Source organism: Gardnerella sp. KA01001 (assembly GCF_049244025.1).
In the GTDB taxonomy this organism is placed as follows: Bacteria; Actinomycetota; Actinomycetes; order Actinomycetales; family Bifidobacteriaceae; genus Bifidobacterium; species Bifidobacterium swidsinskii.
This window is the reverse complement of record NZ_CP058366.1, coordinates 421,230-438,115: the sequence shown is the minus strand read 5'-3', so window position 1 is coordinate 438,115 and position 16,886 is coordinate 421,230. Positions and strand designations below refer to the sequence as shown.

Below are 16,886 nucleotides of genomic sequence, written 5' to 3'. Positions count from 1 at the left end.
ACTAAGTAATATTTTCAGTTTATTTAGGGCATTATTTGCTACCTAAAGCAATATTTACAAGTTCAGAAGCTGAAACAACTTTCTTTCGAGTTCTCTGCTCATTGGCTCCAAGTTCACGCTCATAAGAGTCAACTCGCTTCCAACCGGCGTAATCAATTGGTTTAATGCCCTTTTCTGCCAATAATTTATCTATAGAATTTTCATCGCGATCAGGTGCGATTCGCCCAGCATTGCCAGCTTTAGATAAATCTTCAAGCATATTATTAACAATCAAAAGAGCATCAGATTTTGTAGAGCCGATTAATCCTACCGGCCCACGCTTAGCCCAGCCAGTTGCATACAATCGCTCACGAACTTCGCCATTTTCTACAGACTCCACTAAGCGCCCATCAATATTTGCAAGCAAAGTACGCTTTTCGTCGTAAGCAATACCTGCAACTTCTGCAGGATGGTAGCCAATGGCATGGTATACAGCTTGAACGGCGTATTCCTCGAACTCTCCAGTACGAGTCATTTTGCCATCGGCGCTTGTAGTCGTGCGCTCAACTCGTATTGCCTTCACATGTCCATCTTCACCAAGAATTTCTACCGGCGCACAGTTGAAGTGGATAATATAGCGTTTGTTGGCTGGCTTCCCCTCAAAATCAACGTTTCCGCCATCTTCCATATCTTCAGCCATATCGCGAATAGCGAAAAGCTCCTCAACCATTTGACGCGTGAGCTTATCGTTACCGGCTACTTCAATAGTCTCATCGTCAAGTTCAAAATCATCTTCGTTAATAATTATTTGCACACCCTGTAACTTTTCCATTTCACGCAATTCTTGCACTGAGAATTTCGCTTGAGCTACACCTCGTCGAATAAATAGATGTAAAGTTTGAGTGCGATTTTGTTTCAATCCTTCATACACATCGTCTGGAATATCCGTATGAGCGCGCAAATAATCAGGATCTCGTAAAAGCTCACGAGCAACATCCATTGCCACATTTCCGCCACCAATAACAGCTACTTCCTTGGCTTCAAGCGGCCATTCTCGATTGCTAGTTGGGTATCCATCGTACCATTCTACGAATTTTGCAGCTCCATACACTCCGTCTAAATCGGCACCTGAAACTCCTCGAAGAGACCTATCTTTCACAGCACCCGTTGCAAATAACACAGCATCATATCTATGAAGTAAATCTTCTAATGCAATATCTTTACCAAATTCAACATTTGCATAAAGATGAATATTTGGATTATCAAGCGTCTTTTCAAGCGCATCCGCAATAAATTTGATACTTGGATGGTCAGGAGCTACTCCGTAACGCACTAAGCCGAAAGGCACTGGCAATTTTTCAAAAAGATCAATGCGAGCGCTAGAGCCTAATCCCAATTCTTCTCCACGCTTTGCAATCTGACGTAAGAAGATATCGGAAGAGTACACTCCTGCAGGACCTGCTCCTATTACAGCAATACGCAGTTGAGATGTTTCTTGTGAAACATTTTCGTTTAAGTTATTTTTTTCCATTATTATCCCCATATTGAGCTGTATTATACGGCACTTTTCGCCGTTTTCGCGCTATTTAGCGCGGCCTACAAGCATAGGTTGCCTCAATCACTCAGCAGCGTAACTGTAAAGCGTTTATATGTAATTCTTCGCCAGAAATAAGTTACGTACAAGCTTGAGCCGTTACCGTTTGCAGCTAACTCGTATGCTTTCATAATTAGACTAGCGCATTACTTCGTCTTACAACATGCTCAAACGATAAAATACTCAAACGAATATTATTAAAGGTGTCGTAATGAATATCGTAAAAATATTGCCAAAAAATATTTTTATTTTCGTTCGCGCAATGCTGTTAAAGCCCACATAATAGCAACAACATCAATTGCTTCTTGCATCATTGCGCCAATAACTGCTGGAATAAAACCGAAAGCCGCAAAAATCATACTTATAATTGCTAATCCAATGCCCATCAATACTGACTGAACCATAACGCGTTTAGTATGTTTTGCTACTCTTATTGCGCTTGCAGCAGAAGAAATATCGTTGTTCATAATAACTACCTGTGCGCATTCAGATGCTGCCGTATCTGTGCCATCCGTTACTGCTACGCCAATATCGGCAGCTGCAAGCACTGGAGCATCGTTTACGCCATCTCCAACCATCATTGTTACAGTTGAATTTTGCTTATTTTTATGCACATTGTAATTATGTTTTTTTACATGCGCTAATTTATCTTGCGGAAGTAAATCTGCATATATTGTTTCAATTCCAACACTTTTACCAATTGTTGTTGCAGCTTGCAAACTATCGCCAGTAAGAATAGATATTGAGCGCGCACCAAGTGTACGCAATGTGTCAATAGTTGATTTCGCATTATCGCGCGGCACGTCTTTTAATACGATTCTTCCTACCAGCACGCCGTCAAAAGACACGTAGGTTGCCATTTCGTCTGCTGCGAGAGATTTGCCTATAGTTTGATTCGCGTTTTGCTCTGTAACGTACTTGCGTCTGCCTACACGTACTAAAATACCGTCTACAACGCCCTGAATACCCTGACCTGCAGTTTCTTTAACACTGTGCACTACAGGGTATTCTCGCACGCTAGGAAGCTGCGGAACCGACGATGGGTGAGCATTTTCCCACAAGCTTGCTCCCGCTTTAGCAATACCACCTGCAAGTATGTGCTGAGAATACGTCTCTAGAACACCTGCGAGCATTACAATACGATCAGCCTTCTGCGTAGTATCGATTACGTCTACGTTTACAACTTGCGGCTGTTTTACAGTCAACGTGCCAGTTTTGTCAAAAAATACATCTGTTACACGACTTAATTGCTCAAGCACATCCTGACTTTTAACAACAATTCCAAGTTTCGCTAAACGCCCAGTTCCAGCCATGCACGCAACCGGCACCGCAATAAGCAGCGGGCAAGGAGTTGCCAAAACTAGCACTTGCGCAAATCTAAGAGCATCTCCAGAAAAGCCCCAAGCAAAACCAGCAATTACAAAAGACAAAACAGTAAATGGCACAGATAACATGTCTGCAAATCTAACTACTGCAGCTTTAGAAGACCTAGCAGACTCAACAAGCTGCATGATTTTCTGATACTGCGAGTTTTTAGACAGCTTTGTTACGCGCATAATAAGCACAACTCCACCGTTTACACAGCCTGAAAGCACTGCAGCTCCCGCATAGACTTCTCTAGGAACGGATTCTCCGTTAATAGCACTTGTGTCTAAAATTGCAGAACCGCTTAACAGCTCACCATCAACTGGCACAGTTTCGCCAGGAAGCACAATAATTACGTTTCCAATATTTAATTCATCAACTGGAACCGTTTTGTAACGCTGCAAATTTGAGGAGATTTCGCCGTCTGTAGTTGATTGCAAAAATGGACAAATATTGTGTTTATAGTCGCAATTTTGCTCGCTAATATTAGATTGCTTAGAATTAGCGGCATCCACTTTTCTGAATTCAGCATGCCGGCACAGAACACACGAGCTAGGCTTGCACTGATTTTCACTCAAACATGGCGGTTCGTATGATTCATCATTTGCTTGATTATTATCCATTTCATACTCAATACCTGGCAAAGTCATAAGATGAGCAGTTTTTGGAGCTGCGCTTACTAAAAGAGACAGATTGCGCTGGGCTTTCATATGCGCAAAATCTTCAATTGCCTCTCCCGTCCAAACCATTACAACAATCAAATAGCTTGCCCAAAACTCACCAATACAAAGCGTTGCAAGTAATGCAACAAAAGCTAGCAAATCAATACCTAAAGTTCCGCGCAATAAATTTTTAATCATGTTGCGCAAAGAAATAAGGCTGGTATATAAAACGAGAATAGCGATAATAGTTTTCCCAATACTAAGACTTATGGAAATATCGCAACCAAGATTTAAGAAATCAAAGATTTGCTGCGAAAGATTAGAAATTTGCTCACAAAAAGTAGTTAATATGGGCAAATTGCATGAGTACAAAGCCGCAATAAACGGAAAAGCAAGAATTACGACTGTTAATTGAGATGCACGACGGCAATATGCTAAAAGTTTACGCATACACTTTCCTTACGCTGATCAGGTTAACCGCTTAAGACGCTGCTAACACACGATTTCACGCCTTGTTAACCCATTGGGCGCAACTTAAATAGCGCACTCAATACACGGCGTAAAGATACTTATGTTTATTTATATGTAATTATTGTACCAATAGGCCTTGATGAGAAGCATTCTCATGTAAATATTATGCTTCCAAAAAAGCACCATAATGAGTTCCAACAATTACTAATTGTACTATTTGAATTATTAAATTAATAAGTTTATGCTTCATATCTTTTTAAAATTTAGGTTATAGGCCAATTTATTTGCCATAGATTCGGCCTATAACCCTAAAATTTACTGTTCTTTAGTGAAAAGAGTTCTTACAATTTTGAAAAGCATAAATAATAGACGTAGTGTGATATATGTTGCTACGAATGTTGCAAGCCAAATCATAATATTTTGAATATTCCAACCTTGACCTTTAACAAATGAAGCTACTAATAAAGAAACTACGCCAGCAGAAATATCAGCAATATTTTGTTTTATCTTATAAATCATTTTTTACATCCTTCCGTCTAAAATGAAAACCTTTATGGTTTTCATCTCTCTTTAATACCTTTCAAGTTAACAATATATTGTGTATAGTTCCACAGCAAAATATATGCCGCAATCTCTGGGAAGAGATTCAACTATTTAAACATTTTTATATTTTTTACAACACTGACAAATATCAGGGTGTCACCCTAATTTTATTAGGGGTAATCAGTAAAAAATTGGGTTATTCCCCAAAAATTGAATGGGCACGCGACAAGAAAGAAATTGATAAACAAAAAGTTCTGATTGAAAAATCAATCAGAACCCTGTTCGTGGAGCTAAGGAGACTCGAACTCCTGACCCTCTGCTTGCAAAGCAGATGCGCTACCAGCTGCGCCATAGCCCCATTCGAAAGAATGATGTCATTCTATCGTGGGCCCGGGAGGACTTGAACCTCCGACCTCATCCTTATCAGGGATGCGCTCTAACCACCTGAGCTACGGGCCCAACTCGTATGCCTAAAACATACAAGTAGTTACATTAGCACAGACACAGAAAATGTCAAACCGCAACACGCCATAAAAAGAAAACAGCGTGTTGCGGTTTGAATCAAAAAAATTAAACAGAGAATAATTAATCAAGATGGCTACGCATGAACCACTGGAACTTTTCCAACTGTTGAACATGATCTTGAATAATATTTGAGCTAACTAAATCAAGCTCATCAAGTTCCGCGATAGCCTTGCGATCGTCTGCAATCATATCGTTATAGTACTCAATAAGCGCTTGCAAATACTCCTTTGTAGACTTGCGACCAGTCAAAGCAAAACGCTTCCATGTGCGAGCAGCAACAACATCGTCTGCGCGGCCAAGTGGAGAGCCGCCCAAAGTTGCAATTCGCTCAGCAGTTTCATCCGCCTGCGCCAAAACTTCAGCAACCTGCGGATCAAGCATTTCGTGCACAGCAATAAAATCTGGGCCAGTAACATTCCAATGCGCATGCTTAAGCACCAAAGCAGCCTCCTGCTCGTGGCTTAAACGATTCTGTAAAATGGCAACAGCCTTTTCACTGGCCGCTTCGTCGAGACCTGGCAAAATATGCAACAAAGCCATGTTCTATCCTTCCTTAGGTTTGTTAATACCGTTATTATTCTACTGCTATGGCTTAAACTACGCACGGCGACGCACTTCAATCGTCGCAATACGCCTACCATCAACCGCAGTTACAGTCATATCGTAACCATCCGCATCATGCAAAACAGCTCCAACACTTCCCATTGAGCCAGTATGCGCTAAAAAGTAGCCTGCAACAGTCTCATACGGACCGTCCTCAAGCTCAATGCCGGTAATGTCAGCAAAATCTTCAATGGTCATACCGCCATCAATTTTTGCAACACCATTTACAAAAGCAGTTGTTTTATTCACATTATTTTGCTCAGTTTCACCAGGCAAATCATATTCATCGCGAATATCTCCAACTAGCTCTTCTGTCATGTCCTCGAGCGTAACAATACCGTCAGTTCCACCATATTCATCGATGACAACAGCCAAATGAATACCACGTTTACGAAGAAGTTCCAGGCTCGGCAATAGTTTGGAAGTTCCAGGAAGACTAATTCCTTCGCGAGTTACATCTGCAACAGTTTTTGCATTTGGATCACGCACATCTAGCAAATCACGAACATGCACAAAACCTATAACATCATCAAAATCTTTGCCAATAACAGGGTAGCGAGAATACGGAAGCTCACGAATTTTCGCGGCAGCTTCTTCAAGGCTCAATGAACCATCCAAAAACTCAACATCAGCACGAGGACGCATTACTTCAGCAACAATAGTTTCAGACGCATCAAACACATCATCCAAAATAGTGCGCTCATCTTGACTTAAACGCTTATTGCTATTGACAAGCACGCGCAATTCTTCGTCAGAAACTTCGCTTTCCTTCTCATTAGGATCAAAGCCAAGAATGCGCACAAAACCGTTAGTATTCTTTCCAATAAGCCAAATTAAAGGCTTGCAAATCTTTGAGAAAACATCAACCGCCGGCACAACCGCTCGCGCAATCTGCTCAGCACGCTGCATAGCAATACGTTTTGGAACTAATTCAGAAATAACAATAGAACAGTAAGAAATAACAAGAGTTAGAAAGATTGTTGTAAGTGGACCAGCAACGTGCGAAGAAACACCCCATGAACATACAACCGGCACAACATACGGAGCTAAAGCAGACTCACCAAACGATGCAGAAAGAAAGCCAGAAAGAGTTACTCCAATTTGTAGAGCAGATAGAAAAGTGTTAGGATCGCGGGCAATTTTTGCAACTCTAGCACCACGCGCATCCTGCAATTCCATGCGATCAATTTGCGAACTTCTCAAGCTCACTAAAGCTAATTCGGTTGCCGCAAATACGGAACCAAATAGCAAAAAAATCATAATGAGTAGAATATTAAAACCAATCGCCATACTTGTTATCTTAGTTTACTTCTATGCGATATCAACAATTCTAAAATAATTATCACCATTAACGAAGATAAATTATTTATGGGCGATAAAAATATCCAGTTGGAGCTTGAGCTGTTTGCATTGATATAACGTGCAGCACAACTCCAGGATGCTGATATCCAGGAATGCCAATATTGCCTCTAGAAACGCGTGCACGAACACGCACCCATTCATGATCTTGAATTTCGCCAATATTTGATTTTTCGGCAACTAATCCAAACGGAGACATGTCGAGAATACAGCATGACATAAGCTGACGAGATACCCTAAATTGATTTGCATTCAACGTAGAATCTCTGCTGACAAAACCTGTAAGAGTAATCGCGTATCCATCATATTTTGCAGCATTATGATCGATTTCGTCATACCAGGAGCCGAAATCATCATCATCAACTGTTATCTCATGAGATTTTTCATACAATCCTGGCAAAGGATAATTTTGGCTACGAATAGCAATAGCACGACCGCCAGCATACTGGTCGAATCCATCTACACTAATATTTTGAGCGTAACGCAAAGGAACAATAATAAGTAGCGCAGGAACAACGAAAGCTACAAACATACGCCAAACATCGCGCGAAGAAACAGAAAACCATCCAATCGCAGCACATATAGACAAAATAAATAGCAAAATAGCAGTAATTAACAAATAATAATATGCTCTAGGCGTAGTAAAAAGCGTATATCTACCGCTTAAAGTAACTTTCGCAATTATGACTGCAAAAAATAGCAATAAAATAGCTTCTACCAATTGAGCTAAAGTGATTTTTTTACAAGCATTATGCTCAACACATTTTTGCTTTTTCATGCGATGAACCCCCAAGCCCAGTGAGCTAATAATGACGCTAGGAAGCACGCAAAAGCAATAGTTAATGTTAAGCGCCACACAAATTTACCACAGCAATCCTCAACGAGCATAAGCGTATTCTTTAAATCAAGCATAGGACCAAACAGCAGAAATACTAGCACCGACGACATAGGCAATGATGTTGCTAAACTTCTTGCAATTACAGCATCTGAGCTGGAGCATAGAGAGCTTGCGTACGCAATAGCCATCATTACAGGAATAGCAATGAAAACATTACTCACTTGCACGCGAGAAGCAGGATCAGCTCCGAGCCATGCGCGAATTACAGAAGCAACTATAGTTCCACATACAATAATTGGAATTAATTTTATTAAATCCTGATGTATATGCTGCACATATTTGCGAATTTGCGCAGAAATACTATGCTTTTCAATATTATTTTTTGTGAGATTACTTTCGTTATTCAATTCGCAAGAACAATGTAAAGAAGATTCGCTTTCTACTAAAATTTTCTTACGCAAAATATTGGTTTTCGAAGGGAATATAACAAAACTTAATCCAACTAATAATGCAATACCAACACCTAGAGCAATACGCATAATAGCAACAGCTGGAGCGTCAGAAAACGCATAAAATGTTGCCAATACAGATACTGGATTTACAACAGGAACTGCACATAGAAAAGTTATGGCGCACGGCAATGGTAGTTTTCTTGCAACTAAACGAGAAAACGTTGGAACGACTACACAATCACAAACCGGCATACAGACGCCGGCTAATATGGCAGCCAAGAAACCATTTGCTGTAGATTTTGGAACATGTTTCTCAATAAAATCAGCAGTTACCCAAGTTTCTACTGCAGCAGAAACAAGCACACCTATGAGCGTAAAAGGTATAGCTTGTAGCAACAATCCGGAAACACCTCGAATTGTTGTATCAACGAGAAACCAAGGATGTTGCCCTTGTAAAGCAGGAGCAGCTGCAATAATAAAAGCTACTAAAGGAACTCCGACAAGCAAGAAAAGATAGTTCGCAGAATTAGTGGAATTTGCAGAATTTGCATCAAGCGTATCTTTAGATGATTGATTCATATCTGTAACCTAACAACGTATTAATAATTCTGTTAAAAATGCGACTACATGCTACTTAGCATGAAAGAACCTCTACTAAACCATCACTCATTCTATACCTAGCGCCAACTAGCATAAGGTTATCGTTAAAGGCGGCTTCACGAATAATTTGAGATTTATCGCAAATTTCAGCCAACATATTAGACACGTGAATGCGCTCAATATCGTCCGTGCTCAAGTCTTCTTCAATACCTGCGAGCGCAGCCGGCCCTAAAGAACGAAGCAATATTGACCCGCTAGACTCAATTATTTCGTTTGCTTCATCTTCGCCGTATTTAGAAACCAGCTTTTGCACATTCGGCAAAACGGCTTGTACAGCACCGCAATGCTCGTGTCCAAGAACAACAAGCACTTTTACTCCCAAATCGCTTACAGCGTATTCTAAAGATGCAATTACAGCATCATCAAGCACTTCGCCTGCAGTGCGAACAGAAAAAATATCACCTAAACCGGCACCAAACACAAATTCTGGAGCCACGCGCGAGTCAGCACAGGAAAGAACAACAGCTCCAGGATGCTGACCTTCAATAAGAGATAATCTCGTTTCTTCACTAAGTCCATGGCAATTTAATGAGCCTTCTGCAAACTTACGATTACCAGCTAGCATCGCGCTCCACACAGATGTAGCCAAAAGTGAATCTTCTTTTAAAAGATCTTCTTTGACTGTCTCGTGCATTATTACCTCCTTGTATTGATGCGCTTGCGCAAAGATGACAAATACAAGCTATCAACAAATTTTGAAAAACACTTCGACTTATAAAACATATTCTATCGTTACTGTGTTAAATAGAAAATATGCTATAAAAGCTAACAAAATTTATAAAATATGATTATAAAAAGAAAAGCCAACGCACAGCTAATAAAGCAGTACGAAGGCTTTTCTTAATCACATAAACTTATAAAATCATCCAGTATTCTGCAAGCCTGCAGCAACACCAGAAACAGTGCAAAGAATAAGGTAGATGAACTCTGCCTGTTGGCTTTCGCTAAGCTCTTCTTTGTCTACCTTGTTGCGAAGCTTGTGCAATGCAAGCGACTGGATTACAGACAGCGCGTCAACATAAGGCGAGCGCACGCGGATTGCCTGACCGAGCACGTGACGATGTTGCAAAGGCCACTTGTCGTCAACAATTTGCAAAACCCACTTGCGAGTAAGCTGCATTTCTGAAAGTACTTTATCACTCAAATCTTCGCGATCTCCAAGGCTTAAGTACATGCGAGCAATACGCTCATCCGTTTTAGCCAAAGACATCTCAATATTGTCAATAAAAGTACTAAACAGCGGCCACTCTTCGTAAGCGCGACGCAAAGTTTCCAAATCGCCAAACTTTTCGCAAGCAGTACCCAATCCGTACCATGCTGCTAAGTTAATGCGAGCCTGAGCCCAGGAGAACACCCACGGGATTGTGCGCAAATCATCCAACGACTTCGCACCCAAACCGCGCTTAGCTGGGCGAGAACCGATTGGAAGCAAACCAATCTCACTAAGCGGCGTAACCGTAGAGAACCATGGAGTAAAGTCATCCGTTTGCAGCAAATCAAGGAAACGCTCATGAGCTGCAACATCAAGTTTTGCAGCCATATCCGCATACTTCTTCGTCATATCAGTGTTAGTTTTCTCAACACTTGGCGAAGACTGAAGCAAAGTTGCAGAAGCAACGGATTCAACGTGACGAATAGCAAGAATTGGATTGCCATATCGTGCGAAAATAACCTCGCCCTGCTCAGTAAGCTTGAAGCGGCAGTTGACGGAACCAACTGGCTGAGCAAGCACTGCACGGTTTGCAGGACCGCCACCGCGACCAACAGCACCGCCGCGGCCGTGGAACAGTGTCAAATCAATATCGTGCTTCTTAGCCCACTTAGCAATGCGCTCCTGAGCAGAATGCAAAGCAAGCGTTGCGGAAGTAGGACCAGCATCCTTGGAAGAATCCGAGTAGCCAAGCATAACTTCCATCTTGCGGCCAGTAGCCTTAAGACGAGCTTGCACTTCAGGAATTTTAATAATCTCCTCAAGCACATTTACAGAGTTTTGCAAATCTTCCAACTGCTCAAACAGCGGAATGACGTCGATTGTTGGCGCATCCTGTGGGTGAGCGAAAGCAAGACGATTTAGCTCAAATACGTCACGTACATGCTGAGCAGATTTTGCGAAGGAAATAATATAACGTCGAGCAGCGCGCATACCGTTGCGCTTTTGAATTGCTCCTAAAGCGCGGAACGTATCGAGTACTTCACGAGTCATTGGCTGAAGCGGACCGCGTTCGCCATGCAATCCATGTTCGCGAATATCTTCCAAAGCGCGAGAATGCACGAGAGAATGCTGACGGAATTCCATTTCAACCATGTGGAATCCAAAGGTTTGCGCTTGCCAAATCAAATCCTGCAAAGGACCATATGCAGCACGAGGATCTCCGCCTTCTGCCAAAGAGCGTTGCACAATTTGCAAATCCTCAATGAAATCTTCGCAAGAATGATACATCAAATCCGTATCGCGGCTAATAGTGCGATGCAAACGGTCAGCCATTACCAACATTACTGCACGATGTGGCTCACTATTAGAAACGTCTGAAGCGTTTTCTGTAAGCTGTTCGCTCATTTCGCGCTGACGATTCCATAACTCAAGCAACTCCACGCTTGGAGGAGTTGTGCGAGTTTCCATAGTTAAGCACTTGCCAACTTCGCGCGTGCGATTCTCCAAAGCTGCAAGCACGTGATCGCTAAACTTTCGAGCGACTTGACGGCTCACTTTAGCTGTCACATTAGGATTGCCATCTCGATCTGAACCAATCCAGCTTCCTGGATGGAAGAATGCAGGGCAACGCGGAGGAACTAATCCAGCCTTCTTACCAAGCAGCCAATCGTCAAATCGACGATACACGACTGGAATCGTGTCAAACAAAGTGGCGTCAAAAATGTCGAGAATGGTGTCAGATTCTTCAACTGGAGTTGGCTTCTTCAAAGCAATCGGAGAAGTGCGAAGAAGCGCATCAATTTCGTTATAGAGACGTCGATAATTTTCGCGCTTATCAGATCCGCCTAAACGATGATGTTCGCTTAGTAATTGCGAAATTCTGCGAATCTTACCTGCAACGGCTTTACGACGAGCTTCGGTTGGGTGCGCGGTAAATACAGGATGAAACTCAAGCTTTGCAAGCAATTCTTTCGCTTCAGCAGGGCTCATTTCAGTGAGCAACTTGTGATAAGCACAAGTTAGTTCGTTAACTGGATCAACAGGCAATGAATCTTCAACTTCACATTCACGCTGATGAAGTACAGAAACACGATAATTTTCCTCGCACAAATTTGCCAAGTGGAAATATGTTGCGAAAGCACGAGCTAAAAGCTGCGTATCGTGCAAATTCATTCCGTTGAGCTTGCTAACAGCTTTACTTAAGCCATCATCTGCAGTTACTTTTGCGTCTACCATTTGCGCAAAATGAGCCGCACTAGCTTCTACAGCATTCAAACGCACATCGTCGAATACTGCTAATAATTTTTCATCGAATTCGCCAAGAACATCGCGAAGAATATGCAAGCACAAATCCATGTCTTGCTTAAGTGATGCTGGAAGGTCACGCTCCTCTGGGCCTTTTCGCCCTAAGCCAGACGTAACAATAGTTGCGTCTGCCGGAGTAACCTGCTGATTTTCTGTTGCCATCAGACCTCCTTACGCCAGACTAAGGTTGCTTGGTCGTCTGACTTCCGCAGCTCCTCCGCGGTTATGTAGGTCAGAAGTTGCAAGCCCACAGCCTTGTTTCCAGCGAGATACCAAGTTAATTGTGAAACTACCACCGGACGTAGTAAAGAATGCTGATTCATCAACAAAATATAACTCGGCAACGGGGTTGCGTATACTAAAAAATTGTGAGTACAGCAGAGAATAATATTGAGAATAATGAATACGACAACAGCATCAACAACTGCGATTGCGATAAGCCTGAAATTCTTTCGACTGGTCATATAGTCGGAAAACCTTCTGGGCGTTTTCATACTCATGCTATTCCACTCGATATGGACGATGTTGAGCGAGATTGGGATAAGCCAGTTACACAAGCAGGAATTGCTGCAAAATCGAGTATTATTATTCGCGTCGGTGCACTCGGCTTAGGAGCAGGCACAGGAAGCTACCGAGTTCGCGAGCTTATGCACAGAATCGGCGAACCGATGGGCGTACACGTGCGTGCAGACGTGAATCTCACAGATATTGAGGCAACTTGCACTGATAAGCATGAGCGAATTACTGAGGTTGTAGATCTTCCAACCACAGGTGTTAACACTGAGCGTATTTGGCTTCTAGAACATTTTGCAGATTGGTTTAACGTCAAGCTTGGAAACAATTCTTTATATCACTCTAAAGCTGCTGTTTCTAAGGAATTAGTTGACACATTGCAAGCGAGTGACGACGAACATACCATTGTACAAACAGCTAAGCAGTCTGAAGAAAATGCTACTAAAATTGCAAAAAAGAAAGCGTTGCAAGAAGCTATAAAAAAAGAAAAACCACGCGGCATTTTTGCATTACAGCCAGAAAGTGCTTATGCTGAACATTTTTCACACGTAAACACATCCAGTAGTAATGGCGAGCCTAAAAATAATCATCCTCTTACGGTTAGAGAAGTACATGACCGTCTTGATTTGATTAAAAATAGGAAACCACTATACAAACCGTGGTTTGCTGGTCTTGCTTCGGCAGTTGCTTGCGCATCCTTTGCGTTCTTGCTTGGCGGCGGCATTTACGACATGATTGGTGCTTTTATTGGAGCAGGAATCGGTCACTATATTCGTCGCAGAATGTTTATGAAGCATCTAAACCAGTTTGTAGTTACATTCGTAGCTGTTGCAATAGGTGCACTATCATGCATTGGGGCTTTGCGTCTTATTGGCTTCTTTGACCCTAGCGCACTCAATCACACAACTGCATATATTGGCTCAGTGTTGTTTGTTATTCCTGGATTCCCTCTTATTACAGGCGGTTTAGATATTGCAAAAATTGATTTCCCTTCAGGAATTCAACGACTTTGTTACACAATGGCTATTATTTTGATGGGAACTCTTGCGGGATGGACAGTTGCAAGCCTTGTACATCTCAATCCTCAAGGCTTCCCTCCTCTCGGATTAAATCCTTGGCTTAACGCAGTTCTTCGACTTATTACAGCTTTTGCCGGAGTATGGGGCTTCTCAGTTCTATTTAATTCTCCACAACGAATGTGCTTAGTTGCTGGCGTTATTGGCGCTATTACTGACACATTGCGTTTAACTATGACAGATTTTGGAGTTGCTGCCGAAATTGCAGCTTTCAGCGGTGCTTTATTGGCAGGTTTGCTAGCTTCTGCTTGGAGAACTATCGTTCGTCACGGATTAGCGCCTCAATATTTGGGTTATCCACGAATAGGTCTTACGGTTCCATCTATCGTAATTATGGTTCCTGGACTTTATATGTATCGCGCAATGTTTTATCTTGGTCAATTTCACACGCTTCCAGCGTTAGACTGGACTTTCCGCGCTTTCATGGTAATTATTTGCTTACCTATTGGTCTTGCTGTAGCACGCGTTATTACAGATAAAAGCTGGCGTTACGACGTGTGATGTTCTAAGTTTCAGTTCGTTAATTTTTAACAAAAAGCCGCTTACAAGTTTTCTTGCGAGCGGCTTTATTTTTTATTAATTTACTTATTGAAATTTAATTAATACTTCATTCCCATAGCATCTCGCACTTGGGAAAGCGTTTCTTCTGCAATAGCATTTGCACGCTTATTGCCATCATGCAAAATGTCTCGAACAGTATCCATATCTTTTGCAAGTTCTGCACGACGCTCACGGTGAGGTGCCAAGAAATTATTTACATTTTCAATTACGTAAGCTTTCAATGCGCCAGCACCAGCGTTACCAATTTCTTCAGCAATCTCTTTAGGATCCCTACCTGTAACTAAACCTGCAGTAGTAAGAAGTGCAGAAACTTGCGGACGAGTTACTGGATCAAAAGTAATCATCCTCTCAGAATCAGTTGGACTCTTCTTAATTAATTTGGCAGTTTCTTCGGCAGTAGCCCCGAGCATAATCGAGTTACCGTAAGATTTGCTCATCTTTCGTCCGTCCAATCCTGGAATTTCAGGAGCATCAGACAAAATTGCTGCTGGCTCTGGGAACACTGGATTCTTTTTTGCGTATCTCTCATTAAAACGACGCGCAATTGTACGAGTGATTTCAACGTGCGGCAAATTATCTTTACCAATCGGCACAACATTAGCTTTGCAGAACAAAATATCGCAAGCTTGGTGCACTGGGTACGTAAGAAGCAATCCGGTTAAAGCATGTCCAGATGATTCCATTTCCGACTTTACAGTAGGATTCCTGTGTAATTCTGCTTCTGTAACAAGCGAAAGGAAAGGCAACATAAGCTGATTTGCTGCAGGAACTGCGGAATGAGTAAATATCATTGTTTTTTCAGGATCAATTCCGGCAGCCATATAATCCAGCACTAAATTCAAAACATTATCTTCAATATGCTCAGTGGTGTCACGATCAGTAATTACTTGATAATCTGCAATAATAATATTGGTTTTTACTCCGCGCTGCTGCATTGCAACACGCTCACGAATAGATCCAAAATAATGTCCTAAATGCAAACGACCAGTTGGGCGATCTCCAGTAAGCATAGTAAAAGACGAAGGGCTAGCTTGTAACTTTTCAAGCGTTGCATCTGAACGTTTACGCGCTGCAAGGAAGCTTGCGCTCATCTCATTACCAGCAGCTGTAACCTGTGCTTCTTCCGGCATTTTAGGCTCCTTAATTGTGCGTATTTTTACGCTGAAAATATGGCTTTTATGGTAAAAGTTTACACAGACAATATACTCGGTTGCGGTTAAGTGGTACGCTCTTGTGTGATGAACTGATTGTTACTTAATTTTTAGAGGGGGTCAGATGGGCCGCGGACGACAGAAGGCAAAGCAACAGAAAATTGCCCGTAAGCTCAAATACCTGACGACCGATACGGATTATGACGAGCTTGCTAAGGAACTTAATTCCAGCGAACCCGGACAAGGATCCTTCGATCCATTTGCGTCGAGCGAAAGCTATGAGGAAGATACATATCTTCCAGAAGAGAATGACACAGATCAAGAAAATGATGTCGTTGATGCTTCAAACGAAGATGATTTAGACGAGTATGCCAAGTGGGCTGCGGAAGCAGCTGCAAAAGCCGTTAGCAGCGAAAACTCTTCTACAAACTCGGGAGCGCACACGCCAGCGCATCATCATATCCCTATGCCAATTCCAAACTTCATACACAAACACGACAATTAAAAATTAAATTTATTAAAATTATTTTATTTACGTATCCTGGGCATTCGAAATACTGTTTGCCCAGGATATTTGTAAATACACGCTGTAAATACGCAATTAAGCTACAATAAAGTCAACTTACAGCGGCAAAATATCGCTTAAATCATCACGCTCGCCAATTGCACTTATGTTGCCAAAGTCCTGTTCCTGATGCCATTTAGTAACACCACTCGCTAATCTAAGCCATACTTTAGGCTCAAGTTCAATAACATCTGGCGGTGTGAGATTATGCGGATCCGAAGCTGGTCCTTCCAAAATTTTTACTGCACCAAAAGGCGCAACCCTTACTTCTACTGCGCACCCAGGCACTTTATTCTCAAGAAGATATAGCGAATATCTAACCGCTAAAGCTTCGTCGTTTAAAGAGATATTTAAAATATTACTATTTATTTGCATGGCTTCTATGCCATTGCCAAGTGCTTTAATAGCAGATTCACGCCAGAATTGCCAAGCACATTGTCCTCGTTTTATATCTCGTTCAAGTATTACTGACATATTTTTATTATCTTCTAAACAACCTACTTTCAGCAATA

The 16,886-nt window shown here is 41.8% G+C and carries 13 protein-coding genes and 2 tRNA genes; 2 read left to right on the top strand and 13 right to left on the bottom strand.

Features of this window, described 5'->3' with window-relative positions; genetic code table 11:
- Positions 1–31 precede the first annotated feature (31 nt).
- The 11 genes from HXT59_RS01990 to HXT59_RS01940 all read right to left on the bottom strand — a co-directional run bounded on the left by HXT59_RS01990 (position 32) and on the right by HXT59_RS01940 (position 12,670).
- The gene (locus HXT59_RS01990; RefSeq protein WP_004109461.1) at positions 32–1,510 is read right to left on the bottom strand and encodes an FAD-dependent oxidoreductase; all 1,479 of its coding nucleotides are present in this window, start codon (positions 1,508–1,510) and stop codon (positions 32–34) included.
- A 308-nt stretch (positions 1,511–1,818) separates the two neighbouring features.
- Positions 1,819–4,050 carry a heavy metal translocating P-type ATPase gene (locus tag HXT59_RS01985; RefSeq protein ID WP_421783990.1) on the bottom strand — a complete coding sequence of 744 codons (2,232 nt, stop codon included), beginning with the start codon at positions 4,048–4,050 and terminating at the stop codon, positions 1,819–1,821.
- Positions 4,051–4,386: 336 nt separating this feature from the next.
- On the bottom strand, positions 4,387–4,590 hold the full coding sequence (locus HXT59_RS01980) for a hypothetical protein (protein WP_012913681.1): 204 nt from the start codon (positions 4,588–4,590) through the stop codon (positions 4,387–4,389).
- 309 nt (positions 4,591–4,899) lie between these two features.
- Positions 4,900–4,972, bottom strand: a tRNA-Ala gene (locus HXT59_RS01975).
- A 27-nt stretch (positions 4,973–4,999) separates the two neighbouring features.
- Positions 5,000–5,073: transfer RNA gene (locus tag HXT59_RS01970), tRNA-Ile, on the bottom strand.
- Between the two features lie 126 nt (positions 5,074–5,199).
- The gene (locus HXT59_RS01965; protein WP_012913682.1) at positions 5,200–5,679 is read right to left on the bottom strand and encodes a Dps family protein; all 480 of its coding nucleotides are present in this window, start codon (positions 5,677–5,679) and stop codon (positions 5,200–5,202) included.
- A gap of 57 nt (positions 5,680–5,736) precedes the next feature.
- The gene (locus HXT59_RS01960; protein ID WP_012913683.1) at positions 5,737–7,032 is read right to left on the bottom strand and encodes a hemolysin family protein; all 1,296 of its coding nucleotides are present in this window, start codon (positions 7,030–7,032) and stop codon (positions 5,737–5,739) included.
- A gap of 76 nt (positions 7,033–7,108) precedes the next feature.
- Positions 7,109–7,879, bottom strand: coding sequence for a TIGR03943 family putative permease subunit (locus tag HXT59_RS01955; RefSeq protein WP_012913684.1), 771 nt, complete (start codon positions 7,877–7,879; stop codon positions 7,109–7,111).
- Positions 7,876–8,970, bottom strand: coding sequence for a permease (locus HXT59_RS01950; protein WP_012913685.1), 1,095 nt, complete (start codon positions 8,968–8,970; stop codon positions 7,876–7,878). The genes HXT59_RS01955 and HXT59_RS01950 overlap by 4 nt, the downstream gene beginning before the upstream one ends.
- Positions 8,971–9,025: 55 nt before the next feature.
- Positions 9,026–9,685 carry a carbonic anhydrase gene (locus tag HXT59_RS01945; RefSeq protein WP_012913686.1) on the bottom strand — a complete coding sequence of 220 codons (660 nt, stop codon included), beginning with the start codon at positions 9,683–9,685 and terminating at the stop codon, positions 9,026–9,028.
- Between the two features lie 228 nt (positions 9,686–9,913).
- The gene (locus HXT59_RS01940) at positions 9,914–12,670 is read right to left on the bottom strand and encodes a phosphoenolpyruvate carboxylase (protein ID WP_012913687.1); all 2,757 of its coding nucleotides are present in this window, start codon (positions 12,668–12,670) and stop codon (positions 9,914–9,916) included.
- Positions 12,671–12,876: 206 nt separating this feature from the next.
- On the opposite strand from HXT59_RS01940, the gene HXT59_RS01935 reads away from it, so the two are divergent.
- A complete protein-coding gene (locus HXT59_RS01935; RefSeq protein ID WP_012913688.1) occupies positions 12,877–14,598 on the top strand; it encodes a threonine/serine ThrE exporter family protein in 1,722 nt (573 codons plus the stop codon).
- A gap of 98 nt (positions 14,599–14,696) precedes the next feature.
- Here the strand turns inward: HXT59_RS01935 and trpS are convergent, their stop codons facing one another.
- The gene (gene trpS, locus HXT59_RS01930) at positions 14,697–15,788 is read right to left on the bottom strand and encodes a tryptophan--tRNA ligase (RefSeq protein ID WP_004109506.1); all 1,092 of its coding nucleotides are present in this window, start codon (positions 15,786–15,788) and stop codon (positions 14,697–14,699) included.
- Positions 15,789–15,933: 145 nt separating this feature from the next.
- On the opposite strand from trpS, the gene HXT59_RS01925 reads away from it, so the two are divergent.
- Positions 15,934–16,314: a DUF3073 domain-containing protein gene (locus HXT59_RS01925; protein WP_004109509.1), complete on the top strand. Its 381-nt coding sequence runs from the start codon at positions 15,934–15,936 to the stop codon at positions 16,312–16,314.
- A 117-nt stretch (positions 16,315–16,431) separates the two neighbouring features.
- On the opposite strand, the gene HXT59_RS01920 is transcribed toward HXT59_RS01925, so the two are convergent.
- Positions 16,432–16,848: a sterol carrier family protein gene (locus tag HXT59_RS01920; protein ID WP_004109512.1), complete on the bottom strand. Its 417-nt coding sequence runs from the start codon at positions 16,846–16,848 to the stop codon at positions 16,432–16,434.
- Between the last annotated feature and the right edge of the window lie 38 nt (positions 16,849–16,886).